At 47.6% G+C, this 25,524-nt stretch carries 25 protein-coding genes; all 25 read right to left on the bottom strand.

The genetic code is table 11. The annotated features are described in order from the left end of the window. Nucleotides 1–24 precede the first annotated feature (24 nt). Nucleotides 25–648 (bottom strand): hypothetical protein, encoded by a 624-nt coding sequence (locus Q0537_RS07365; RefSeq protein WP_299226592.1) that lies wholly within the window; start codon nt 646–648, stop codon nt 25–27. 14 nt (nt 649–662) lie between these two features. Beyond that, the gene (locus Q0537_RS07370) at nt 663–1,274 is read right to left on the bottom strand and encodes a hypothetical protein (protein ID WP_299226595.1); all 612 of its coding nucleotides are present in this window, start codon (nt 1,272–1,274) and stop codon (nt 663–665) included. Nucleotides 1,275–1,290: 16 nt separating this feature from the next. Beyond that, nucleotides 1,291–1,932 (bottom strand): hypothetical protein, encoded by a 642-nt coding sequence (locus Q0537_RS07375; protein WP_299226598.1) that lies wholly within the window; start codon nt 1,930–1,932, stop codon nt 1,291–1,293. A gap of 154 nt (nt 1,933–2,086) precedes the next feature. Further along, the gene (locus tag Q0537_RS07380; RefSeq protein ID WP_299226600.1) at nt 2,087–3,046 is read right to left on the bottom strand and encodes a molecular chaperone DjiA; all 960 of its coding nucleotides are present in this window, start codon (nt 3,044–3,046) and stop codon (nt 2,087–2,089) included. Nucleotides 3,047–3,049: 3 nt separating this feature from the next. Further along, a complete protein-coding gene (gene purL, locus Q0537_RS07385) occupies nt 3,050–5,245 on the bottom strand; it encodes a phosphoribosylformylglycinamidine synthase subunit PurL (protein WP_299226603.1) in 2,196 nt (731 codons plus the stop codon). Between the two features lie 64 nt (nt 5,246–5,309). Then, the gene (locus tag Q0537_RS07390) at nt 5,310–6,065 is read right to left on the bottom strand and encodes a glycosyltransferase family 2 protein (protein ID WP_298978891.1); all 756 of its coding nucleotides are present in this window, start codon (nt 6,063–6,065) and stop codon (nt 5,310–5,312) included. After that, nucleotides 6,062–6,853: a polysaccharide deacetylase family protein gene (locus Q0537_RS07395; RefSeq protein ID WP_299226606.1), complete on the bottom strand. Its 792-nt coding sequence runs from the start codon at nt 6,851–6,853 to the stop codon at nt 6,062–6,064. The genes Q0537_RS07390 and Q0537_RS07395 overlap by 4 nt, the downstream gene beginning before the upstream one ends. Continuing rightward, complete coding sequence (locus Q0537_RS07400; RefSeq protein ID WP_299226608.1) at nt 6,850–8,016, bottom strand: glycosyltransferase; 1,167 nt, start codon at nt 8,014–8,016, stop codon at nt 6,850–6,852. Before Q0537_RS07400 ends, Q0537_RS07395 begins: the two co-directional genes overlap by 4 nt. Further along, nucleotides 8,004–9,236 (bottom strand): glycosyltransferase, encoded by a 1,233-nt coding sequence (locus Q0537_RS07405; protein WP_299226610.1) that lies wholly within the window; start codon nt 9,234–9,236, stop codon nt 8,004–8,006. Before Q0537_RS07405 ends, Q0537_RS07400 begins: the two co-directional genes overlap by 13 nt. Next, complete coding sequence (locus tag Q0537_RS07410; protein WP_299226612.1) at nt 9,233–10,051, bottom strand: polysaccharide deacetylase family protein; 819 nt, start codon at nt 10,049–10,051, stop codon at nt 9,233–9,235. Before Q0537_RS07410 ends, Q0537_RS07405 begins: the two co-directional genes overlap by 4 nt. After that, the gene (locus tag Q0537_RS07415; RefSeq protein ID WP_299226615.1) at nt 10,048–11,232 is read right to left on the bottom strand and encodes an O-antigen ligase family protein; all 1,185 of its coding nucleotides are present in this window, start codon (nt 11,230–11,232) and stop codon (nt 10,048–10,050) included. The genes Q0537_RS07410 and Q0537_RS07415 overlap by 4 nt, the downstream gene beginning before the upstream one ends. Further along, complete coding sequence (locus tag Q0537_RS07420) at nt 11,229–12,305, bottom strand: glycosyltransferase family 4 protein (protein WP_299226617.1); 1,077 nt, start codon at nt 12,303–12,305, stop codon at nt 11,229–11,231. Before Q0537_RS07420 ends, Q0537_RS07415 begins: the two co-directional genes overlap by 4 nt. Continuing rightward, entirely contained in the window at nt 12,302–13,687 is a 1,386-nt protein-coding gene (locus Q0537_RS07425; RefSeq protein ID WP_299226619.1) for an ELM1/GtrOC1 family putative glycosyltransferase, read from the bottom strand. The genes Q0537_RS07420 and Q0537_RS07425 overlap by 4 nt, the downstream gene beginning before the upstream one ends. Beyond that, the gene (locus Q0537_RS07430; RefSeq protein WP_297879820.1) at nt 13,672–14,553 is read right to left on the bottom strand and encodes a lysophospholipid acyltransferase family protein; all 882 of its coding nucleotides are present in this window, start codon (nt 14,551–14,553) and stop codon (nt 13,672–13,674) included. Before Q0537_RS07430 ends, Q0537_RS07425 begins: the two co-directional genes overlap by 16 nt. 59 nt (nt 14,554–14,612) lie before the next feature. Further along, entirely contained in the window at nt 14,613–16,361 is a 1,749-nt protein-coding gene (gene mnmE, locus Q0537_RS07435; RefSeq protein WP_299226621.1) for a tRNA uridine-5-carboxymethylaminomethyl(34) synthesis GTPase MnmE, read from the bottom strand. Nucleotides 16,362–16,363: 2 nt separating this feature from the next. Then, complete coding sequence (locus tag Q0537_RS07440; RefSeq protein WP_299226623.1) at nt 16,364–17,119, bottom strand: Jag N-terminal domain-containing protein; 756 nt, start codon at nt 17,117–17,119, stop codon at nt 16,364–16,366. After that, a complete protein-coding gene (gene yidC, locus Q0537_RS07445; protein WP_299226626.1) occupies nt 17,116–18,759 on the bottom strand; it encodes a membrane protein insertase YidC in 1,644 nt (547 codons plus the stop codon). Before yidC ends, Q0537_RS07440 begins: the two co-directional genes overlap by 4 nt. Next, a complete protein-coding gene (gene yidD, locus Q0537_RS07450) occupies nt 18,749–19,102 on the bottom strand; it encodes a membrane protein insertion efficiency factor YidD (protein WP_299226628.1) in 354 nt (117 codons plus the stop codon). Before yidD ends, yidC begins: the two co-directional genes overlap by 11 nt. After that, complete coding sequence (gene rnpA / locus Q0537_RS07455) at nt 19,099–19,434, bottom strand: ribonuclease P protein component (protein WP_366811375.1); 336 nt, start codon at nt 19,432–19,434, stop codon at nt 19,099–19,101. The genes yidD and rnpA overlap by 4 nt, the downstream gene beginning before the upstream one ends. Beyond that, nucleotides 19,422–19,556 carry a 50S ribosomal protein L34 gene (gene rpmH, locus Q0537_RS07460; protein WP_005873223.1) on the bottom strand — a complete coding sequence of 45 codons (135 nt, stop codon included), beginning with the start codon at nt 19,554–19,556 and terminating at the stop codon, nt 19,422–19,424. Before rpmH ends, rnpA begins: the two co-directional genes overlap by 13 nt. A gap of 78 nt (nt 19,557–19,634) precedes the next feature. Further along, nucleotides 19,635–19,949 (bottom strand): hypothetical protein, encoded by a 315-nt coding sequence (locus tag Q0537_RS07465; protein ID WP_299226630.1) that lies wholly within the window; start codon nt 19,947–19,949, stop codon nt 19,635–19,637. Then, nucleotides 19,946–21,304, bottom strand: a complete 1,359-nt coding sequence (locus Q0537_RS07470) for an efflux transporter outer membrane subunit (RefSeq protein ID WP_005873225.1) — start codon at nt 21,302–21,304, stop codon at nt 19,946–19,948. Before Q0537_RS07470 ends, Q0537_RS07465 begins: the two co-directional genes overlap by 4 nt. 13 nt (nt 21,305–21,317) lie before the next feature. Beyond that, a complete protein-coding gene (locus tag Q0537_RS07475; protein ID WP_299226633.1) occupies nt 21,318–23,246 on the bottom strand; it encodes a MacB family efflux pump subunit in 1,929 nt (642 codons plus the stop codon). A gap of 19 nt (nt 23,247–23,265) precedes the next feature. Continuing rightward, nucleotides 23,266–24,450 carry an efflux RND transporter periplasmic adaptor subunit gene (locus Q0537_RS07480; protein ID WP_299226636.1) on the bottom strand — a complete coding sequence of 395 codons (1,185 nt, stop codon included), beginning with the start codon at nt 24,448–24,450 and terminating at the stop codon, nt 23,266–23,268. Nucleotides 24,451–24,514: 64 nt separating this feature from the next. Further along, nucleotides 24,515–25,384, bottom strand: coding sequence for an EamA family transporter (locus Q0537_RS07485; RefSeq protein ID WP_299226639.1), 870 nt, complete (start codon nt 25,382–25,384; stop codon nt 24,515–24,517). Nucleotides 25,385–25,524: the final 140 nt, after the last annotated feature.

Raw genomic sequence — 25,524 nt, forward strand, 5'->3', positions numbered from 1 at the left:
TTTCCCTTTCGTGTTGGTTTGGTTTTAAAATTTTAACTTACAAATATCGCGCAATCTATCCCGGTGCCACTCGATGCTCTCTTTAACCGTATTGCCTAGAGCTGTATGCGGGCTTTGCAAAAACGCCCTACTATTTTTTAGACTTGAGCCCACGTATTCGTAACGTGAGATCACGTTTGCGCTGGCGCTTTGCGACACCGAAGCCGAAAACGAGTATGAATAAAGCGGCGCGGAGGAAGCGTAGCCGCTAAAGTGCTCTTTCAGGCTTACGAATTTACCCTCCGTAAAGGCCTTGCAAACGCCGCCGCTTGCGGAATACTCGGCGATTCGCAGCTCTTTATTGGGCGTAAAAACGTAGATCGTAAATTTATTTAGACCTCTTTGCGAAATTTGATCCTTAGCCGTGCTGACTCCTCTTTCGTCCGTAAATAGATAGAGATTGGAGCCCTCCTTTTCATATCTTCCTAAGATTGCGTCATCTTTTAAAAGCATGCCGCCTGAAATTTTATACTCGGTGACGGTCTGCCCGTCATAGCTCATCATCACGGAATTTTCCGGATGTAGCTCGGCTTGCGAATACTTTATCTTCATACAGCCTGCGAGCAGCGCGACCGCCGCAAGCAGCGCTAAAATTTTGATTTTATCCATAACTCCCTCGAAGTCTATCTGCAAAAATCGTCCAAAACCATGGTTTTAAGACCCTCGATCGTCTTTTTGAAAAAACCAGCCACAGCCAAGTCCTTCGCTATATATTTCGCATCTTTGCGATCGACCGCTTTTTCAAAATTCATATTTTTATATGCGCTCAACGTTTTTGAACTCATATTTTGCACCAAGCTCTCGCTTTTTGAAATTTTGCCGTCCGCGTAAAGCCAATCGCCGTCTTTGAACATATTTGAAGTATAGTCGAAATTTACGTATCTGCCGGCGTTATAGACGCTACAAATCCCATCTTTGTGCCAAATGCTAAATACCATAGCCCTTTCATCGTTAAAAAGATAAAATTTCATCCGCTTGGCATTCAGCGCGGACTTGTAATTGTTGCCGTAAGACTTGCCCGCCTCGTCGAGTATAAGCATCCTAAACTCACCTCTATCCATAGAATAGGAGCCTAAATTTCTGCCGTTTTCATACAGATCCTCGCCCGCAAATTTATAGATCATGGTTTTGTTGCCGTCGTAAAATTTAAACTCCTTATCGCTCTTAGCCGGACGCAATATCCCGCATCCTCCAAGCAGTGCCGCCAAAACGGCAAAAACTATAAAATTCTTCATTTATCTCTCCTTAAATTTAATCCAACCTTTTAGACTTTTCTCTACAAAGCAGACCAAGAAGCGTAGCACCGCTAAGCACGACGGATGCTTGCACATGATCTGCTACTGTCGAATTTAGTTTTTCTAAAATTTTTTTATCCACATAAGATAACTTTTCATTAACGAAATCATACCTGGATGAAATTTTCCCCATTCCTTTTCTTGACATCAAAACATCATAACTATATGCCACGATCGGCTCACCTCGTGAATATATAGTGATATACTCCTTTATATGTACATATTTTCCTGCGGACAATGCTTTACAAACGCCGTCATTATGGCTATAAGAGATCACTTTAATAAATTCGTTCGGAACGAATATTATCTCCGTAATTTTTTTAGAATTATGTTCCTTTATCGCACTGGGATCTATATAACCATTTCCCATTTCATCCGTATAAATCTGCATACCAAGTCCCGGTGCCGTAAGATATTTGCCTAACACTTTGCCATTTTTATAAAGTTTTCCGTTATGGGCTCGGTATCTGGTGGAAATATTTTTGTCAAAGCTTAACATTGCGATATCTTCCGAGTCGGCAATTCCGTTTTGGTCTTTTTTGCTCGCGCATCCTCCAAGCAGTGCCGCCAAAACGGCAAAAATTATGAAATTTTTCATTCATCACTCCTTAAATCTAATTTGGCGCCGCGGATTTAATCTGCTCTTGTCTGCGCGCCTTAAAATTCCTTCGCCGCACCTTGTCGCCGTATCGCGAGCCCTACCTCAAAATTTCAAGGCGTTTTGCGCCCTCAAATTTTAAAATTTGCTCGCCCTACTTCTCGCCGAAGCGCTCCTTTAAAATTTTATACGCCTCGTTGATCTCCTGAAGCCTCTTCGTGCCCTCCTGGATGATCTCCTCGTCCGCGCCCTTGCCCATCAGGATGTCGGGGTGGTATTTTTTCACGAGCTCGCGATATTTTTTCTTGATCTCGCTAAACGTAGCGTCCTTGGAGAGCCCCAAAATTTCATACGGATCTCTTTTGCTTTTGGCGGAGCCCTGCGATCCACTCGAATACCCGCCGTATGAGCCGCCTGAACTTTGCGAGCCTCCATAGCCCGAACCCGCCGTGCCGCCATAGCCGTAGCCGGTGCCACCGCCGTAACTGCTGCTTCCGTAGCCACCCGTGCTTCTGCCGCCGTATTTGTCCCAATACCCGCCGCTTCTTGTGCTATAGCCGTCGTATTCGTCGTAAGCGGAGCTGCTTTGCGAGCCGCCGTTTTCGTAATATGTGCCGTAAAAACTGCGCTCAAAGGTCGCGAATATCTGGCTTTGGATATGCTCCGCAATGCCCAATCCGTCACAAATCTGCGAGATCGTGCGCCGCTCTGCCGCGCTAAAACCGCGATCGACGTAGGCTAAATTTAAAAAGAAATAGATTAGCCCCGTTTTGCGGCTCGGGCTCGGGCGGTAGGTTTGGTTATATTTCTCGGCGAGCTCGCGTACGTTTGCGAGATTTTCTTTCTCGAGCTTATAAACGAGCTTCAGCGCCTGGCGTTCGCGTTCGCCGGCGCCCATTTGGCGCACCAAATCGTCTAAAATTTCGCTTATCATCGCAGCTTCGGACTCGCTTACGTACCCGTCGCTTTTGGCGACCTTGGCCAGAAGCGCTACTAAAATTTTAGCCTCTGCTAGCTGCATTTGCGCCTTGCCGCGATAGCCGGAGTTGCTGAGAGCCCCGCCGATCTGCGCGAAAATATACAGCGCGATTAAAAGGAATATGATGCTAAGCACGCGCTAGTCTTCGCTCTTTACGATCTTAGCAAACTCGCCGAAGTAAATTTCTTTTAACGCCTTTAGATTTTTACGGACGGAATTTATGCGAAACGCTTCGCCGCCGCTGATGCCTAGACGCATCAAGCTTAGCCCGTATTTTGCGGCCAGCTCTTTAAATTTCGCCTCGTCGCGTACGCCGAAAATCGCGCGCGAAAAGCTCTCATCGAAAATATCTCTACTATCGTCGCAGCTCATCTCAAACTCGCCGCCGATACCGCCTACGCACGCCATCTTAGCTAGCGTAATCGCCACGCCGCCGATTCCTACGGAATTTGCAAATTCCAAAACCCCGCTCCTGCCAGCCTCGATCGCGAAGTCCCACAAAGCGCGCTCTGCTTTTAAATTTAACTCAGGCAAGCTGCCTGCGACGCGGTTTTCCACCGCTTTCATATAAAGCGAGCCCGCAAAAACGCCCTTCGTGTCACCCGCCAGATAGACGCTCACGCCGCTAGCGCAAAAATCGCTAGGGATGATCTCGCCCTCGTTTGTGCCCACGCAGACGATCGCGGGAGTGGGCTGGATGCTAACGCCGCCCGTTTCGTTATACAGGCTTACGTTGCCGCTTACGACGGGGGTATTTAGCGCGGCGCAAGCCTGCTTGATCCCCTCGCAGCCCTGCGCGAACTGCCACATAACCTCTGGATTTTGCGGATTGCCGTAGTTTAGGCAGTCGGTGATAGCTAGAGGCGTCGCGCCGCTCATCACGACCTTTCGCCCCGCCGACGCTACCGCGAGCGCCGCGCCTATGCGAGGATGGACGTAATTCATCCGCGTGTTGCAGTCCGCAGCCATCGCGAGCTTGACGCCGTTTTGCTTAACTCGCATTACCGCAGCGCCCAGCATACCGGGACGCTTGGCAGAATTTAACCCTACGTTGGCGTCATATTGATCGTAGATGTAGGATTTATTTAGCACTTCGGGGTCCTCAAAAATTTTATCAAACGCCGCGTCCAGCTCGCGCTCGCTTGCACCGCAGCCGCATAAATTTTGCCCCGCGATCTGCGCCATATATGCAGGCTCTTTTATCGGGCGATCCAGCACGGGCGCCGCCTCGCTAAGCGGCTCGATCGGGATAACGCCTGCTAGCTCGCCGTGCCAAAAAAGCTCCATCTTGCCGCTATCCGTCACCTCGCCGATGACGGCGGCATCCAGATCCCATTTAGCAAAAATCTCTTTGATTTTCTCCTCGCAGCCCTTTTTGGCGCAGATCAGCATGCGCTCTTGGCTCTCGCTTAGCATCAGCTCATACGGGCTCATCCCCTCCTCGCGCATCGGTACACGGTCCAAATTTAATCTCATGCCGCTGCCGCTGCGCCCCGCCATCTCAAAGCTGCTTGAAGTAAGTCCCGCTGCGCCCATATCCTGGATACCCACGACGTAGTCGGTTTTAAAAAGCTCCAAGCACGCTTCCATCAGCAGCTTTTCGGCGAATGGATCGCCCACCTGCACGGTCGGGCGCAGAGATTTATTCGCGTCATTAAAACTATCGCTCGCCATCACGGCTCCGCCGAGCCCGTCACGACCGGTTTTGGAGCCCACGTAGATCACGCTATTGCCCACGCCTTCGGCCCTGCCGTAGAAAATTTCATCCTTTTTAACGATACCTAGAGCAAAGGCATTAACCAAAATATTGCCGTCAAAGCTCTTATCGAAGCTCGTCTCGCCGCCTATCGTAGGAATGCCCATGCAGTTGCCGTAGTGCGCGATGCCGGCAACTGCTCCTTTTAGCAGATAGCGCTGTTTCCTGGCATTCTCGCTTCTTCCTCGCACCTCGCCGAAACGAAGCGAGTTCATATTGGCCTCGACGCGCGCACCCATCGTAAAGATATCGCGCAATATCCCGCCCACGCCGGTCGCAGCGCCCTGAAACGGCTCAATGAAGCTTGGGTGGTTGTGGCTTTCCATCTTAAAAACCGCCGCCATGCCGCCGCCGATGTCGATGATGCCTGCATTTTCGCCGGGACCCTGGATGACCCAAGGCGCCTTGGTCGGAAAGCCGTTAAGGTATTTCTTACTCGATTTGTAACTGCAGTGCTCGCTCCACATCGCGCTAAAAATCCCAAGCTCGAGTAAATTCGGCTCGCGACCTAAAATTTTTAAAATTTTTTCATATTCTTCGTCTGAAATTTTATGTGCCGCTACTACTTTTTTATCCATTTTTTCGCCCTTTTCGCCGTTAAATTTAGGTTCCAATGATAACTAAAATTTTCTATCATTTCGATTAATCTTCGCCCTTTTTAAGATACTTCTCGTAAAGTTTCGCCTCTTTTAAAAACGCGTAAAACGCGTTAATGTTTGCCGTGATAAATCCCTTACGCCCGTCAAAAAGCGATCTGCGCAAAATGTACGATTTAAAAAACGCAAACGGATAGATCAGCAAAAGCTTCGCAAGGCTCGGCTTTTTGCCCTTCTCAAAATCCCCCTGCGCGCGCAGCGTGGAGTAGTTGTTATTTTTCATAACGAGCTCGGCGATCGGCTTTTCGCTAAAATGGTTGATGCAAAATTTGCTCTTTTTCACCGCGCCTTTTATGATCGAAATTTGCGCGTGCACCCCCATATTTTTATACTCGCCGCACTCCTTACGAAAGAAGCGAATATGAGTATTTTTGCGCACTAGATCCGAGCACTTGCGCCCTAGCGAGTATTCATGAAATTTAATATCCAGCGCCGAGTAATCGCTCTGGCTCATAAACTCCTCTATCTCGCCCTTTAGCTCAGGACTTACCTCCTCGTCGCCGTCGAGATTTAGCACCCATTCGTTGCTGCAGAGCGAAAATGCGTAGTTTTTCTGCACCCCCTCGCCCTGCCAGTCGTGGTGGTAAATTTTATCGGTAAATTTACGCGCGATTTGCAGCGTGGCATCAGTGCTGCCGCTATCGACAATTATGATCTCGGCAAAATCCGCCACGCTACGCAGCATACGCTCGATGTGGCGCTCCTCATTCATCACTATCGCATAAACGGACGCTTTAATCATAGTTTGTTCCTTATCCTCGTAAATTTCAGCCAAAAATCAAAAAACCCCTCCGTGCCTAAAATGCCGATACGCTTTACGGCGTATTTGTCGTCGCCCGCCTCGTAAAGTCCGCGCTTGACGACCACCGCGCCTTTAAAATTTGATCTGGCGATATTTAAAATTTCGTCGTTAAATTTACCGTAGGGGTAGGCAAACACCTCGCAAGGCTGAGCGCAAATACCTGCTACGCGAGCCTTGGACGTGATGATCTCATCTACGGCTAGCTGCGGATCGCTCGCGTAAGTAAGGTCTAAATTTACGTGATGCATCGTATGCGCGCCGAACTCCACCAGCCCGCTTGCTTGCATTTTTAAAATTTGCTCCTCGCTTAGCATCCGCGCAAGATGGGTCGTATTAGCGCGCTCCCAGTCGTTTTGCGCGGCGTCCGGCACCAAAAATATGCTCGCTTTGAAATCATATTTTTTCAAAATTTCAAAAGCGTTAGTAAAATTATTTTCAAACCCGTCATCGAATGTGATGCAAACCGCCTTTTTAGGCAGCCGATCTAGCGCGATAAGCTCGCTAAGCTTAAAGCTTTCAAAGCCATTTTTCGCAAGCCACGCGATCTGTCTTTCAAAATCCGCAGGCTTTAGTCGCCATTTATCGAATTTATCGCCCTTGTGCTCCTCTACACTATGATACATCAGCACCCGCGCCTTATGCCAGCCCTGCGGGATCCGCCACCAGTTATACCGCAGCGAAACGCCCACCGCGGCGGCCAAGATCAAAAAAGCCGCAAAATAAATCATCTGAATTTCTCTCCGTTTTTATAGACGAACTCGCGCCACTCGTAAGGCTCACTGTAAAAATCGCTCCGCTCGCTTTTATCTCTTCCGTTTGGTGCGTCGTAACGTTCGCCGCCGCTCTCGCTGCATTTTTCATCAGAAATTTCACCGCAGGCATCTGCGCCAAAGCTCTCTTCAAAGATCGTCTCAAGCATAAATTTTGCCACTCGGGCGGCATTTGCGATCCTTAGCGTCTTAGCTCTGCCGCGCTGCGCGATGTGCGCGTATTCGCCGCTAGAAAGGAGGCGTTTGATCTTTGAAAAGCAATCCGCAGGATCATCAAAATAAACTATCTCCGAGCCGTCCTCGTAAAGCCGCTCAAACCCCGCGATCTTGGGGCTAAAAGTGCAGACGCCACAGCCCAAAAACTGCGCCATGCGGTCGCTCGCGCCGAGCAATTTATGAGCGTGCGCGCACTCAAGCTCGTCGTCGCGATTAAAATTTATCGCAATCTTCGCAGCCGCGATCTCGCAATGAAATTTATCGCCGAATACGGCAGGCGCGCCGAGGCTCGCAAAAATTTTAAGCCTAAGCCCTTCTTTTTCGCAAAAATCGCGCAGCAAAAGCGCAAATTTATACCTCACGTCCTCTTTATAATCACGCGCTATGTAGATCACGTCGGTCGTTTTAGCGGCGTCTAGGCGTCTATCAAACGCCACGTCGGAGATGTTTGGAAAAAAGGCGAATTTCGCGCCGTATCTCGCCGAAAGATCGCGCAGCCTCAGCGCATTCGCCCAAAAAAACACGTCGACGAAGCTTAGCTTTTCGAAAAATTCCCGTTTTTCTTGCAGGTGATCGACGTACCAGATCGCGATTTTGATCTTAGGAAGCGCCGATTTTATCGCTCGCAGCGTGCTAAGACCGATCTTTTCGCCCTTGCCGATTAAAAGCAGATCGACGCCAATGTTTTCGCAGATACGCACGAGCTTGGCGTTCATCTTTTTTAAGCCGCTGTTTTTCAGCCCGCAAAAGCGCAGGCTCCGCTCCCAATCGCGGTAGCTAAAATCATAGACGAAGTGTCCGCCGCGGATGAGACCGTGGCTGATCTTGCGCTCCATGCCGTAGAAAAAACTGCCGTCGTCATATTCGTTGAAAATGCCGCAATGCACGATCTTTAGGCTTCGCATAACAGCTCCTCGTAGTAATTTTTAAGCGAGCTAATATAATTTTGCAGCGTCAAAGTTTGCTTAAGACCAGCGTGTTTTTGCGCAAAAGCCCGGGCGTATTTGCCGTAAGTGCGGTAAATTTCATCTATTTTAGCGCCCAGATCCGCCGCCTCGCATAAAAACTCCTCGCTTAAAATTTCCGAAATTCCACCCACGCGGGTAGAGATCAGCACGGGCGAATAAAAAATACCTTCGATCAAAATCACCGGAAAGCCTTCCTTGCGCGAGCTGATGACGTGCAGGTGCGACGCGCTCAGAGCCGCCGCAACGTCGTCGCAAAAGCCGCACAGCCGCACGCGATCCTGCAAATTTAGCGAATCGATTAAATTTTGCAAATTTTGCCTCTCGTCGCCCTGACCGTAAATTTTAAGCTCGAAATCAAATTTTAGCTCGCTTACGGCGCGGATCAAAAGATCAAAACCCTTGATCTTATCGAGCCTGCCGACCGCGACGATGCTAAATTTAAAATTTTTCGCCGCCGCGTTTGCGCCCTGTTGCGATACGAATACGCTACTAGTCTTATTTTGCGATGCGTCCGCATCCAAAGCCCTATCTTGCGATACACTCGCCCTATCAGGCGTATCTTGCGACGCAAATGCAACGCCAGGCGTATCTTGCGACGTGTCCGCAGTACCAGCCGAGTCGTCGCGCGCATCCTTTGTTTCCTTCGGCGCTTCGTTTGCGGCACCCTCCGTATCCTTGCAGAGCGCGAGAATTTCATGATTTGCAAACTCCTGTTGCGGCTCTATGCCGAAATATATCACCTTTGCGGCGTGATTTATCGTGGTCGCGACCTTGCGCGAGGCTGCGATGACGTTTTGCACGCGATCGAAAACGGGCGCTTTTCGGTCGTTGTGTTTGGTCGCGACAAGCTTAAGATTTAAAAATTTTTCTACCACGAAGCCGATCTGTGCGGCTTTGGCGCCATGCGAATGTAAAATTTCAAATCCGCCCGAGCGTAAAAACCGATAAATTTCAACGAACAAAAACGGATTGTAGCGCTTGTCGCGGCTTCTGTACTGATAAATTTGCACGCGAGCATCCAAGCGCTGCAAAAACTCGCATCTATCGGGCACGATGAGCGCTACCTGCTCGCTTTTGCAAAGCTCATTTAGCGAGTCGATCACGATCTTTTCGACGCCGCCGTAAAATCTGGAGCAGCAAAGATAGGCGATTTTCATCTATTTCTGCCCTTCTTCATCTTCAAAATGAAGCTAAAAAGCCCCTGCCTGCCGCTAACCATGATACGCGGAATTTCAAAATTTGAGTAGTGAGGGCGCAACACGTCGTTTTGCGTTGTAACGGCGCAGCTAAATCCCGCCTCGCGCGCGCAGCACACGCTAATCTCGTCGTAAAAGCCGAACGGATAGGCAAAGGCGCTGCAAGAAATCTCAAATTTCGCCTCTATTTCGCGCTTTGATTCGCTCATCTGGCGCAGCTGTTCTGCCGCGTCCAAGCTAGTCAAGTTTGCGTGATCGAGCGTATGCGAGCCGATCTCGATGAGGCCGCTTTGCAAGAGCTCGCGGACCTCCTCGTCGCTTAGCATCTGCTCGCGATTTAGCTCGTCGCTTGGCTTTTTCAGATCTTTATCGGTCGCCCAATTCCCGTCAAAGCGCCGGTTCACGATGAAAATCGTCGCCTTAAAGCCGTATTTTTGCAAAAGAGGCAGGGCGCCCGTAAGATTATCGCGATACCCATCGTCGAAAGTAATGCAAACCGCCTTTACAGGCTTGCTATCCAAACTCGCAAGCTCACTTAGAGTGTAGCTCGTAAAGCCGTTTCGCTTCAGCCACGCAAGCTGTTTTTCAAACGCGGCGGGCTCTACGCGCAGGCGGTTAAATTTAGAAGCATGCTTTGGCAGATGCGCGCGGATCATATGATACATCAGCACGCGCGGATACTCGTAAGGCAGATCCTTCGCCCACCACGCAAAGCGCAGGCAAAACCACGTAAAAAGCGCCGCTGCCGCAAAAGCCAAAACCGCCGCGTAAATCATCGCTCGATCCTCGTGCGATATGCCAAAAAGCTCAAAATCGTAGCCAGACTTAGCGCTTCTTTCGACAGATACGCGCCGTGATCGAACTGGCAATCTATCAAAAGATAGATTAGAAGCGCAAGAACCCCAAACTGCCTGCTTTGAATGCACTCCTTAAAAACGCTAAATAGGATCGCGCCGTAAAAGATGAGGCCGAGTGCGCCGCTATAAAGTAAAATTTCTAAAAATAAATTATGCGGTGCGTTGTATTCGGGATGCTCAAGAACCGGGGAGCCCGGCAAATTTATATATGAGCCCAGTCCGTAGCCTAAGATAGGCTTTTGCTGCGCCATTTCTAAAATATAGCTCCAAATCACGGTCCTGCCTGAAGAATCGCCGCTAAATAGCGCGGCTAGCCTTTGCTCAAACGACGGCGAAAGCGCAAGCAAAACAGCAAAAATCGCGATAAAGCCTACCGTGAAAAGCAGGTATTTTTTGTTTAGGCTCTTTAAATTTAGCGCGCCGTAAAACGCGAGCGCGCAGAACGCGCCGACCCACGCCGCTCTGGAAAATGAAAAGATCATAAAAAATGCAAACAAAAATAGAGCCGCAAATTTAAGCGATAAAGGCCGCCGTATCGCCACCGCGCTAAGGCAGAGCCCAAAGCCCATAAAAAGCCCTAAAATATTGCGGTTCGAAAGCGCTCCGCTAAGACCTCCGCGAACAGAGTCGCTTGAAAAGACGATCGCATCGGGACTACTTACAAACTGATAGATCGCGCTCGCCGATAAAATTCCAAGCCCCACGAACAAAAAGGCAAAAACGACGCTCTGATCAAAGAATTTAAGCTTGTAAAAATAGCAAAGCGTCAAAAATATAGTGCCGTATCGAAGGATGAAAAATAGCGTGCTCTGCCATGCTTTTTTTGAGATAACAGCCTCGTTTAGGAGGTTTGAGATCGCTAGCGTCGCCACTAAACAGACGAAGCAGATCGCGATAAATCGCGTTTTTTTCAAAATTTCGCTTAGGATTGCGTAGTTTTTAAAATACAATAGATGCACCAAAAAGAGTAAATTTAGCGCTGCAAAGGAGATCTGATAGACCGCGTTTTTAAAAAATAGGGACGCGCACCAAAGAAGCAGCAGCGTTAAAAATGTGATTCTCCAGCCGCTAGGCGCGTTTTCGTAAAAAAATTTTTTCATATTAAACTCTCATAAACCTTTATCGTTTTTTCTACCATCTGCTCTAGGCTGAAGTTTTGCGAAACGTAGCCGTAGCCGTCAAATTTCAGCTCGCGCGCGGGGGCAAACAGCTCCGCTAACGCCTGCGCATCGCCCACGTCAAAAAAATAACCGTTTTCGCCCTCTCTTACGATATCCAGCGCGCCGCCGTGACGGGTCGCGATCACGGGACAGTTTAGCGCGATCGCCTCAGCCATTGAGCGCCCGAAGCTCTCGGGCTTGCTCGAAGCGCTTACCGTGACCGACGAGAGCGAGTAAATCTCGGCTACCTTGCTCTGCGAGCCTGCAAAAATTACGCGCTCGTCCAGGCCAAGCTCAGCTACGAGCGATTTTAGCTCGGAAAAATACTCGTCGCGATCCGCTCTCACGCCGCCTACGATCAAAATTTTAAGCTTTTGTTCACTTGCTAAAGCCGCGGCGCGGATCAGGGTTTTGTAATCCTTAATCTGCGTAATGCGCCCAATGCTTGAGACGATGAAATCATCCTGCGCGAGGTTAAAATTCTGTCTAAATTCCGCGATAAAGCGCTCGTCTAAATTTTTGGGATTAAATTTTTCTAGATCGATGCCGCGCGGAATGATTGTGATCTTGGCTGCATCCGTGCTGTAGCTTCGCACCACGTGATCGCGCGCATATCCGCTAGGACAGATGATCGCGTCCGCATCCGTCATGATTTTGCTGTAGAAATTTACGGAATTTATCCCATGCACGGTGCTTACGATCTTTGCTTTGGGATGGGCAAATTTAACCAGCCACGCCGGCACGCGGGAGCGGACATGCACGATGTCGGGAGCGATCTCGCTTAAAATTTTACGTAGCTTTAAAACGCGCGCCGGAGCGCTTAGGATACTTTTGGAGCAAACGTCGAGTTGCACGTGCACGCCGCCATCTTTTTCTATCTTTGGCGCCAATTTGCCGCCGTTACTGATAACGAAATTTTCGATGCCGCGCCGTGCAAACTCTCTATTTAGCTCGACTACGCCGCGCTCGACGCCGCCTTCGTTCAGCTCTGGCAGGATTTGCACAACCCTCATATTTTTATCTCCCTCACAAACGCCTTCAGATCGTACTTTGCGGTCTTTTTTAGCGCTTCATCGTAGCGCCTAGCATGACCCGTAGAAACGAGAGCGCTTATAAAATCGTCAAATTTATTATGAGCGTCTTTGCGCTTTAGGTTCAAAATAGCTACGCTCGCGCTCCCGTTAGATACGGCCTCGCTTATCATCGAGACACTGTCTTCGCTAATAAAAACCCACTCGCACTGCGCCAAAAAATCGCCGATCGGATTTACGGGCTCTCGGCTATAAATCACGCTGTAATCCCAGCCGAGTTTTTCTAGCGCGCTCTCGGTAGCCCGCGGCGTGCGCGGAGAGGTCGTTAGCGCAAACTCGCAGTCCGCAAACTGCGCCCTTACGCCCTCGATCTGCTTTAAAATTTCATCTCCCATCTCAAAGCAGGAATTCGGCCCGCCGATGATAAATCCAATGGATTTGCGCTGCGGCTTATACAGCCCCTGCGGGCGCGAAAAACTAAGCGAGACGGGCGAAATTTTAAGATTTGCGCGCGGCTTTGGGCGGTCATGCGCGCCTGCGATGATGACGCTAAAATCCTTGCGGTAGCCCTTCGGATACATTAGCGCTATACTCGGCTTTACGTATCTGCGCGCGTAAAATTTCAGCGCGTAATAGATCGTAGAGCCCGCGCCTACGAACAGATCGAAATCTGCGAAATTTAAATTGCGATCTGATGCAGCGTCTAAATTTGCGCTATCTGATGCAGCGGGGCTATTTAAAGAGGTATTATTTAAATTTGATCCGTTTTTGCAGTCCGCCGCCATGCCACTCCCGCCAAGATCGCACTTAAAAATTTTAAAATAAAGCCCAAAAAAATCAAGCGCGTAGGAGCAGAGTTTAAGAAGCTTGTTTGCGTAAGCGATCTTGTAAATGCAAAACTCAAGCCCTTTTAGCTCGCAAAATGCGATACTTTGGTTCTCGTGCCCCTTGCGGCCGTCGCTTAAGATGAGCGCTTTTCGATGCGGATTTTTTGGGGCGGACGGATTTGCAGCGGAGTTTTCGCTGTTTAAATTTAATGACCCGCCGCCTGCGTGCCACGCGTAATCTGAGGCACCCGATCTTAAATTTTTATCACTAAAGCTTTCACGCCGCAAAGCACAAGAAGAGCCACCGCAAAACGATATAAAATTTTTGAAATCCGAATTTTTGCTCTCTCGCGCGGCGGCGATCGCTACGAAATTTTCGCGATTTAAAATTTTACCTTCTCGCGCGGCGGCGCCTAAATTTACGACGCTTTGCTCTTTTGCAAAAAGGCGCAAGCCCTGCGGCGCGGATAAATTTCTTATGGCGCCCCGTCTGCTCTCGCCTCTTGAAATTTGCCGCGCCATCAGTCCATCTTCCATCGTTTATGTATCCAAAACCACTGCTGCGGCGCAGTTCGCACGACCTCTTCGAAAATGTCGTTGCACTTTTGCGTGATAAACAGCTCGGCCTCGTCCTTATTTAGCCCCTCAGGTAGCGGCGGGAAATCCTTGATCACGATCTCGTATCGATCATCCTCTCCGCGGCGCGCAAAAATTGGTATCAGCACGGGGCGAAATTTCAAATAAAGCGACGCGATAGTCTTCGTGGTGTAGCATTGCCGTCCGAAAAATGTCGTAATCAGGCTGTTTTTAGGGCCCGGCTTTTGATCGGGCAGAATGCCTACGTTGCGCCCCTGCTTTAGCGCCTGCACGAGCCTGCGCATCGCATCGTCTTTATAAATGAGATCGTTGCCGTAGCGCTCGCGAAACGGCGCCACTAGCCGCTCTTCGATCAACTCATTATCGCTGCGACGCCCGACTACCGAGACAGGAAAGCCATTGGCGCCGAAAAAATTAGCTAGAATTTCCCAATTTCCAAAATGCGCCGTAAAAAATAAAATCCCGTGCGGATTATCACCTTTTAGCTTTCGGACACGCTCTAGCGCCTGCTCGCCGTTTGAAATCAGATCATCAAATTTTAGTCTACCATTGTAAAATAAAAGCGTGTCGGTAAGCGTCCTAGCGATACTGCGAAAATTCTCGATCGCAAGAGCATGAAGCTCACTTTCGCTTTTTTGCGGATAGGCGGCGCGAAGGTTGTCTTGTGCGACTTTAACGCGCCTGCTAAGCTTCCACGATGCAAAAAGTGCGAGCTTATCGAAAAATGCGAATATGAAGCTTTTCGGCGCGAATTTTGCAAATTTTATCAGACCCAGCGCCAAAAAATATTGGATTTTTTCCTTCATAAAGACCTCGTTTTAAATGCGAGATTATATTGAATTTTGGCTAATTAGTAGCTAAAACGCTATTTGCCGAGGCAAAAATTGCTAAACATTTCGTCTAAAATTTCATCTCGCTCAAATGGACGCGAAATACGTGCAATCGCCTCAATCGCGCGATTTATCTCAAATGCAAAAAGCTCAAGCTCGCCGCAAGCCAGGCGCTCGCTCGCATTTTTAAGAGCCGCAAGCGCGCTCTCGCAAGATAGAATTTGCCGCTCGTTGCTTAGCATAAGACCATCGAAATTTTGAGAATTTAAGTAGCTCTCAAGCGCGGTTAAAATTTTATCCACGCCCTCGTTTGCAGAAATTTCAAGCGGCGCAAAAATGGAATTCGCTTGGGTATTTTGCCCAGCGGAATTTATTGCAGAGCTACTAGGCGCGATGGAATTTGCAGAATTTTGTTTGGAATCATCTTTCGTAAAATTCTCCGCAGCACAGCTTGCAGTAGCGCGCTCGGTATTTGGTGCCACTAATCCCGCTTTTGCGGCGGAATTCTGTTCCATTGGATTTATAAAATTTACAAGAGCTGCTTTGCTTGTAGGCGCGGAATTTGTGGAAGTAAAATTTTGCGCGCTTAAGTCATGTTTTAAATTTTTAGCTTTTAAATTCTGCGCGCAAGAATTTAAAGAAGCGTCGCAGGTCCGACTTTGCTTTAAATTTTCGGCTGTGAAATTCTCTGATATGGGATTTTCGGCTGCGAAATTTTTTTCAGAAAAAGCCTCTAAATCCTCGCCAAGATCCTCAGTGCTAGGATGAAATTTACGCGGCAAGTCACATTTGTTTAAAACGTAGATGATTTTTTTGTCTTTTTGTTCGCGCAATATTTTTAGGATCTGCGCGTCCTCGGCGTCCCATTCGCGACTTGCGTCAAACACTGCCAAAATCACGTCTGCCTCGCTTGCAGCGCGAAGAGAATATGAAATGCCGATACTCTCGAGCTTTGAGCCGCTGTGTCTGATACCTGCGGTATCGACTATACGGATTAGATGAGTGCCTATATGCAGGCTTTCTTCGATGAGATCGCGCGTAGTGCCCGCTTCGTCGCTCACGATAGCGCGCTCGAAATTTAAAAGCGCGTTTAGTATGCTTGATTTGCCGACGTTGGGCCTGCCTACGATCGCCACCTTAAAGCCCTCGATTAGCCCCTTGCGGCTGCGGCTTATGCGGGTGATTTTTTCCAGGCTTTTTATATTTTCATCCAGCATCTTTTGCGAGCTTTGCAGCACATCAGAAGGCAGATCGTCCTCTGCGTAGTCGATGCAAACCTCGACAAAAGCTAGCGTCTTAACCAGAGCCGCGCGCAGATTTGCGACGAAGTCTGCTAGCTCGCCGCGCAGGTTTCTAGCTAAAATTTTAGCCGCACTTTGCGAGCGCGAATTTATAAGATCGCTTATGGCTTCGGCTTTGCTAAGATCCATTTTATCGTTCAAAAAAGCTCGCTTGCTAAACTCGCCTGGATGCGCTATGCGAGCGCCCAGCGATACCGCCGCTTCAAGAGCTAGAGAGGATGCGACGAAGCCGCCGTGAGTTTGGATCTCGACTATGTCCTCGCCGGTAAAGCTATGTGGGGATTTGAAATATATCAGTATCGCCTCGCCGAAAATTTCGCCGCTTGCGTCAAAAAGATCGACAAGCGTCGCGCGGCGCGGCTCAAGGCGGCTGCGATGCGAGATAGCTAGCGCGATACGCAGAGCATCGCCGCCTGAAATTCTAACTATGCAGATTCCGCCGATACCGTGAGCCGTAGCGATAGCGGCGATAGTTTCGTTCATCGTTAGCTTTTTTCGTCTACGATGACGATTTTGCCGTTGCGCGTGGATTTTATACCGACTATGCGATCCGGATAGGCCTGCTTTAGCTTATCGGCTACGATTTTAACGAACGCTCCGTCAAAGCTCTTAGTCACGATACGCTCATCGCCCGATTTTTGTACGAGCGCATCGACGTAGGAGTCGATAAATTTTCTTTGGTTTTGTAAAAATTCTGCGACTTCAAACACGACTGCGAGGTTGTATCTTATGCTGATCCAATTATAGATCATATACGAAAGAGCCTTGTAGCGGTGCCCCTCTTTGCCTATCAAAAGCGCGCTATCCTCGCCGTCAAGCTTGATATAAATGCTGTTTTCGTCGATTTTGCTAACTTCGCTCACTTCGATCTTAAACTCGCTCGATCCAAAAAGCGCCGAGAGCTTCTCTTTGATCTCGATTAAATTTTCATCGGTTACGACGGCTTTTTGCTTTTCTTTGCGATGTTTAGGATGTGCGGTGCGCGGGCTTTGCGGCTCCGATTTATCGCCCTGCTTTTTCTCCGCTTTGCCGGCTTTGTTTTGCGAGGCGTTAAGCTCTGCGCTTTCGCTAAATTTTTCCCCTTCTAGGACAGCTTCGATTACGGCATTTTTCTTAAAAAAGCCCAAAAATCCGCCGCTTGGATGCTGCAGCACGCGCACATTAAGTTGCGTTACTGAACATTCCAGCTCAGCTGCTGCTTTATTATATGCGTCTTTTAAATTTTCTGCTTCAATTATCATGATTTTTTCTCCGCTATTTGAGCTTGTTTATGCCTAGCAAAGGCTTTATTAATGACATATTGCTGGATAATGGAGCAGAAATTATTTACCGTCCAGTATAGCGTAAGACCAGCAGGAAACATTACGAAAAATACCGTAAAAATGAGCGGCAAGAATTTCATCATCTTCTCTTGCATCGGATCGGTAAACGTAGTCGGCGTGATCTTTTGCTGCAAAAACATCAAAATTCCCATCGTAATCGGCAGGATGTAATATGGATCTTTAAGCGACAGATCGTGGATCCACAGCGCCCACTCCGCGCCCTTTAGCTCGATCGCATTAAGCAGCACGCGATAGATCGCGAAAAATACCGGTATCTGAAGTAAAATCGGCAAGCAGCCGCCCATCGGATTGGCGCCATTTTTCTTATACAGATCCATCATATGCATCTGCAGCTTCTGCTTATCGTCCTTATATTTCTCCTGAAGCTCCTTCATCTTAGGCGCCAGATCTTTTAGCTTATTCATAGATAGCATTCCCTTGTAACTTAGCGGGAATAAGATTAGGCGGATGATGAGCGTAAGCACGACGATCGACCAGCCCCAGTTACCGATATAGCCGTGCAGCCAGTTTAGAAATTTAAACATCGGGCGGGCGATGAAGGTAAACCAGCCATATTCGATAATGTGCGTAAGAGCAGGATTTATCGAGCTTAGCGTCGCGTGATCTTTCGCGCCGATATAGCCCGTAAGACTAAGATCGCCGTCCGAGCTTATGAAAACCTGCGAAATTTTATCTGCGTCAGTCACGGTCGCATTCAAGCTCTCTCCGTAAAATAGCGTCGTATAATAGCGATCGGAGCTTGCAGCGATATTTACGCCACTTATTCGCTCGTTTTTATCCACATCACCATCTTTAAAAATTTCTACGCTTTCGTTTATAGCCTGCGAGCCTGTAAAAAATGAAGCGATTTTATCTGAAATTCCTGCTTCGCCAGGTTTTCCTACGATGACGCCGTGAACCGTATAGCTATCTACTTCTACGTTCGGGCGCGAGCCAGGGCTGATAAAATAACGCGCATTGCCGCTTAACTTCAGATCCAATTTATAACTACCATTTGGATAAAAGGTAAGAATTTTATTTATGCTAACGGCGCCTAAACTTTGACTTAACGTAACGCTAGCCTCCCCGTTTCGTACGTCCAGCTCGCCAGATGAAGCGCTGTAAGGAGTATCGAAAGCCATTGCATTCAACGCCGCGTCCTCGAAGCGCATCTCAAGCGGTTTAGAATGTGATTTAGGATCAATTAAATTTATCGCATCGCCGTTTTCGTCACGGAATTTAGCATCGTTTAGTATATACGAGCTTATGCGACCAAGTCCGTCGATCGTAAAATTCGCTTCTTTTCCGACCACGCGCACTAACGGTGCAGAGATGGAATTTGTGGTATTTAAATTCGCTCCCTGCGCGCTCACGCCAGCGGCGGAAGTTTGCGGAGCGGACTTGGCGGCATTTTTTTGCGCGATTTGCGCCGCGGTTGCATTTGCCTCCATAGCAGCGCGAATTTTTGATAAATAAAAATGATCGTAAGCTACAAAAAATATGAGCGCAGTTGCTATTGCGATAGCAAGGCGCTTTGATTGAGGAAGTTTATCTAGCACTATTTTCTCCTAGTCGTATGACGTAATATCTATTTTTTTTATATGGTATAAACCAAAGCTTAAATTTCTCCGCGCGCGCGTTAAAGCCGCCTTCGCAGGCTTTTGAAAATACGCAAAATTTGAAATTTCGCGCGATTATCGGATAATCTATGCCGCCGCTAAAGAGCGGATTGCATCTTAAAATTCTAGCCGTTACAGCGCAGAGCGCGCCAAAGACGCCGTTAAACTTAAACTCATAAAGCGCGTATTCCGAACAGCTCGGATAATAACGGCAACAGCGCGGAAACGCGGGCGAAATAAATTTTCGATAAAACCCGATCGCGGCTATAAAAAATCTCTTCATTTTGCTGCGCCGATCTTTTTAAACGCCCATTTTAAATTTCGCTCGATGTCGTCAAAGCTCATATCTATGATCTGCTTTTTTGCGATTAATATAAAAATTCCGCTAACAATGGCGTCTTTTTGATTATAAAACGCTGCGCGCAAACGTCTTTTAGCGTAATTTCGCGTAACTGAATTGCCTATTTTTTTACTGGCGACTGCGCTAAATTTACGCTGCTCGCTAGCCAAAAAATACACAACAGCGCATTCGCAATGCCACTTTGCCGCACTTTTATAAACCTCCGAAAAAACCCTGCTATCGCTTATCGCAGCAAATTCGCCTACGCAGCCAATCTTCTTCTGCCTTTAGCGCGTCTTGCGCTTAAAACTCTGCGGCCGTTTTTTGTTTTCATACGGACGCGAAAGCCGTGAGTACGCTTTTTAGGGGTATTGTGGGGTTGGTACGTTCTTTTCATAACTGTTCCTTTAAGAAAATGTAAAGCGGAGATTTTATAGAAACTTTACTTAAAAAGCGATAAACGAGCGCGGGGCTTTTAGCGCCTTTTTGAATTGCCTCGCAGCTTTTGATTTCGTATCTTAAGCTCCTGCGCCGCCCTATCGTTTTGCTCTTTTATGCTCTGCATCGGATCTTTTTCAGAGGAAAAATTTTGCAAGCCGCGGTTTTGCTCGCCGTGCGAGCCGCTGCGCTCTAAATTATCTTGCAAAATTTTGCCGTCGCTTTCGATCTTGCGGCGGTTTTGCAAAACCTCGCTACGATGCTCCTCAAAGTCGCTTCCTTCAAAAGCGCAGTCGTATTCCGCCGCAAACATCGCGCCACAAAGCAGCCAAAATATCAAAGCCTTTTTCATTTGCGTTTAAATTTACCTGCCATCGCGCGATAGATCGCCGCCTCGTTTTGAAGCGTCAAATATCTTTGATTTAGCTCGTTTATCTTGGCATTTACGGCGTCGGTGCGGGCTTCTAGCATATCCTTCAGCTCACTTGAGCCAGCTTCGTATTTCGCGGCGTAAAGATCGGCAATACGCGCCTTTTCATCGTAAGCAGCGCTTAAATTTTTAAGGCTAGCCAGATTGATCTGGTAAATTCTATATAAATTTAGCACCTCATTCGTAGCGTTAGAGAGCGTCTGTTCATAATTTACGACGTTTTTGCGAAAAGCGATCTCTGAAATTTTAAGGCGGTTTTCAACCCTCGCATAATCCAAAAACGGCAGACTTATGCTTACGTTGCCGCTTAAAAAATTTAGCTTGAAGCTATCGTTAGCGCTCACGCCTTGCCCGTTAGTAAGCCCTGCGCCCAAATTCACGCTAGGAAAGAAATTTAACTTAGCGGTCTGTTCGTCGTAAAAGCTGGAATTTAACCTAGCGATCGCAGCTCTAATGTCGGGGCGGTTAGCAAGCGCCGTGTAAGGCACATTTAAATCAACGCCTTGGAATTCTATGGAATTTATCGAATCGGTATTATCATCAAATTGCAAGCTAGAGGAGATGAGATTTCTCATATATTTATGATTATCCTCGATATTTTTTTGAATGCTTAAGACCTTGTTTTCAAGCCCTAGGATAGAATTTTGAATCTGCCTGTAATCAAGCTGCTCGGACTTGCCGTAGTCGTATTTTGCCTTGATTATTTTTTCGATCTCTCGGTAATCGCTTAAATTCTGTTTTGTCCATTTTAGCGAATCGTTTAGATAAAGCATCTCGAAGTAGCCGCTTACGACAGAATTTATAAGAGTCAGGCGGGTATTTTCGAGATCAAACTCGCTAGCTTTGGCGTTCCAGCCCTCGGCATTTACCGCCGAGCGGATCTTGCCGAAAAGATCAAGCTCATAGCTTACGTTAAAGCCCGAGCTATAGGTTTTATTCCAGTTCGAGCCGGTGCTTATATCGCGGTTGGCGCCTGCACTCCACGAGCTGCTTAGCGTAGGAAAAAGATCAGCCCTACTTAGCCCTAAATTTGCATAAGCACTCTCAACATTTAAAGCCGCTGTTTTTAGATCGTAGTTATTCGCAAGGGCTTGATCTACAAGCTTATTTAAGTATGATTCGCCATATTTTTTATACCACAGCGTATCAATTTCATAGCTTGCATTTTCGTCCTTGAAATGCTCTACAGGCTTAAATTCGACCTCACTTTGATTTGAGGCGCAACCGCCGATAAAAACAGCTAAAACGCCGCTTAAAATTACTTTGGAATTTATCATTTTCTCTCCTTGGTTATTCTTGTGCTAAAGCATCTATCGGATTTAATCTGCTGGCGTTTCTTGCCGGCAGATAGCCGAAAACTATACCGATCGCGGACGACGCCACAAAGGCGATCACGAAAGGCGCAGTAGTAAATTTCATCGCAAAATCCGGGCTTATGGTATTAAACGCAAATCCAAGCGCCAAAGCGATTAAAATTCCTAAAGCTCCGCCCAGCGAGCAAAGCAAGATCGCCTCTATCAAAAACTGCTGCAAGATGTTGGATTGCTTCGCGCCGATCGCCATTCTGATACCGATCTCGCGCGTGCGCTCGGTAACGCTTACGAGCATGATATTCATCACGCCGATGCCGCCGACGACGAGCGAGATCACTGCGATCGATGAGATCAGAATCGTCATCGTGCCAGTGGTGCTTTGTATTGTTTGTTTGATAGTATCTGCGTTCATCGTATGAAAATCCCGTGAGCCGTGTCTTTGGATAAGTAGCTGAGTTAGGCTCTCTTCGGCTACTTGAGTATTGACATCGTCTTTTATTTTGATGGTGATAGAGCTGATTTTTCGATTGCCCGTGATTTTATTCATCACGGTTGAGTATGGCGCGTAAATTCTTAAATTTTCGTTGCTTCCGAAGGCGTTTTCATCCTTGCCCGAAACTCCTATGATCTTAAGTGGCTTACCCGAAAATAAAATCGTCTTTCCGATAGGATCGGAATTTTTAAAAAATGTTTTTTTAGTGTTTGGATCGATAATCGCGACGGAGGCAGAATTTTTAATATCATCGTCGCTAAAATTTCTACCATCTTCTATATCTATGCCATTAACCGCCAAAGAATTCACGCCGCCGCCGCGCAGTTGAGCCTTGGAGCTTAAATTAGCATATGTTGCCGTACCGCTTGCAGAAGCATTTGGTGTGGCATAATCAACGTAGGGCTGGCGCGCCAAAACTTTAGAATCGCTTATCGTAAGGGTACTCACAAAGCCCGCTCGCACGTCGCCGAAATTTTTACCGGGATAGATATCGATCGTATTGGTGCCAATTTTACGGATCTCGGATAGAATTTTTTCCTCCGAACCCTTACCGAGAGCTACTACGCAGATAACAGACGCGATGCCGATGATGATGCCTAACATCGTCAAAATCGATCTTAGTTTATGCGAAAATATCGCGCTAATCGACATTTTAAAGCTTTCTATGAGCTGGTCTTTGCAAAATATAAAGGAATTTTTCGTTTTGATCTGCTCTTTTTTGCGCTCAAAAACCCGCTCAGCCTTTCTTTTATCACTTAAAATTCTGCCATCTTTTATCTCGATGATACGATCCGCAAATTCCGCAATATGCGCATCATGCGTAACTATGATGATAGTGTGACCCTCTTTGTGCAGCGCCGTTAAAATTTGCATCACCGTCTCGCCGCTTTTGCTATCAAGCGCGCCAGTAGGCTCATCGGCCAAAATCACTTCGCCGCCGTTTATCAGAGCGCGGGCGATACTTACTCGCTGCTGCTGCCCGCCGCTAAGCTTGCTCGGTAAATTTTTAATGCGATCGCCAAGCTCTAGCTTATCCAAAAGCTCCACCGCTCGTTTCGTCCGTTCGCTCGCCCCTACGCCCGCATACACCGCAGGCAGCGAGACGTTTGCGGTCGCATCCATCGTAGCGATGAGATTGTATTTTTGAAAAACGAAGCCGAATTTTTTGCTTCTAAGCGCCGCAAGCTCGTCGCCGCTTAAATTCGCGGTTTCGCGACCTTCGATCTTGTAGCTTCCGCTGCTTGGCGTATCTATGCAGCCGATTATATTCATCAGCGTCGATTTTCCGCTTCCCGATTGCCCGATTATAGATATAAACTCGCCCGCCTCGATATTTAAGCTTACGTCCTTTAGGACGTGGATTTCGTTATCGCCGAGAATGAATTTTTTGTTTATATCTTTAAGCTCTAGCATCTTCACACCATAAAATTCTCTAAAACACCATCGGAGGCCCGTCCATATTTAACGGCGCGGCTTTTCCGTCGGCGATGAGCACCTCATCTTTTTCATCCAAACCGCTTAAAATTTCAGTATTCAGATCGTCGCTGACGCCCGTTTTCACGTATCGCTGCTCAGGCTCTTTGCCATTAAGCACCGTGACGTAATCGCCTCCCCCGTCGCGCTTAATAACCGAGGTAGGTAGGTAGCTAGTATTGTTCGCTTCGCTTACGATTATGTTGTTTTCGGTCGTCATTCCGATCTTTAAAAAATCGTTTTCGTTATCCACTAGCATCTTTGCGTAAAAATAGATCGCGCTGTCGCTGCTACTCGAAGAATAGGACGAACCGCTAGAGGTTTTATCGTACGTCCCGTCGCTAAGCGTAGTAAGACCCGGATCGATCTTGTAAATTTTAGCCTTTTTGATATTATCCAGATCCGATAGTATGGAGTATTCTACGTCCATTCCAACCTTTACTTTAGATATATCGCCCTCTGCGATCTGCATCTTGATCTCCATCTTGCTCAGATCGGCAATCTTTACGATCGTAGGCGTAGTTTGGTTGGAATTTACCGTTTTGCCCTCCTCTACCGGCATGGAAACGATCGTGCCGCTTATCGGAGCCGTGATCTTGGTATAGCCGAAATTCGTCTCCGCCGTGCTTAGCTGAAGTTTGGTCTGCTCGATCTGCGCCTCGATCTGCTTCTGCTCGGCCTCTTTTAAAGCGGCGCTATTTTTAGCGTTTTCCACAGCCTCTTTGGAAGCGGCGTTTCTTTTATACAGCTGCAGCTCGCGGTTATACTGCGTTTTAGCGTTTGCCGCGGCGATCTTTGCCGAAGCCAAATTTGCCTCGTGGATTAGAAGCTGCGCCTTTTGCTGCGCAATCTCGTTTTCTTGCGTGACCGAGTCAATCTGTGCGATCATATCGCCTTTTTGAACCTTATCGCCCACTTTGACGTAGAGCTTTTTGATCTGACCGCTTACCTGAGCGCCTACGTCGACCAAATCCCTGGCATAAACCTCGCCCGCAGCCGTTACCGTGCCTCTGATACTACCCTTCTCAAGCCTTGTGGTAAGGGCCTTCGGCACCTCTTCTTGTTTAAAAAATTTGCCGTATAAAAAATATATCGCAATGACGACAAGCAGGGTAAAGGTGATAAATTTCAAGGTTTTTTTCATTTTGCCAACTTCAAATAAAATAAGAGCTAATTCTAATGTAAAAATATAAAATTTTAGTTAAATACTAAATTCTTTGCTCGCGCAGGGCGTAAAATTTCATAATCTTTTTATGCAAAATTAGCGAAACGCAGATCAGCGCCGAGCCCGCAAGCAGGCGCGCTAGATCGGCGTCCTTTTGCCAAAACACTAAATTTACGACGATTGCTGCGGGGATGAGCGCGTTATTCATAATCGCAAGCACGCCGCTATCGACTTCGCACGCGCCCTTGTTCCACAAAAAATACCCTAGAGCGCTGGCTACCGTGCCCAGATACACGATCACCGCGCCCTGCGAGAAGCTAGGATTAAATTTAGAAAAATCTCCGAGCACGATCGCCGCAATCGCCGTAACCGCGGTAGCCCCCACGAAAAAATAGCCGAAAAGCTCCTTCTGCTCGCTAAAGCCGTGGCGCTCCAGCATAAATTTATACGCGCTCTGCCCGAGCCCGAAGCATAAATTTGCGCCTTGTACGAGCAAGAAACCCGTCAAAAACTCAGAGTTTATCGCGCCGAATTTTATCACCAAAGCCCCGAGCACCGCGACAGCGACGCTGAAAAGGTATAACGCGCGAAATCTAAGCTTAAGCGCGTCGTAAAGCAGCGTCACGTAAAACGGAGTAAATATCGTAAAAAGCGCGACTTCATAGACCTTCAAATACGCAAAGCTGCGGTAGTAGAAGATATACATCACGCCGATCTGCACAGCGCCCACGGCGCAAATTTTAAGCGCTAAAGTGGGATTTACGCCGCGAAATTTCATAAACGGCAAAAAACAAATTAACGCCAATGATACGCGCGAAAATGCCAAATACGCGCTGTCTATGCCGCGCAAAAACTCGCCTATCAGCGAGAAGCTAAACGCCCAAATACAAGTAACCAAAATCAGTTTTTTCAAAACGTCCGCCTAAGCTTTAAAATTTAGGCGGAATTTTATAAAATTTTAGTTTAATTTGGGATTTAAATTTCGCCCGCGCGGCATAAATTTAGGTTTTTATTTATTTTAAATGTGTTAAAATTATCCGATTTTTGAAATTT

Source organism: uncultured Campylobacter sp. (assembly GCF_938017775.1).
Classification (GTDB): domain Bacteria; phylum Campylobacterota; class Campylobacteria; order Campylobacterales; family Campylobacteraceae; genus Campylobacter_B.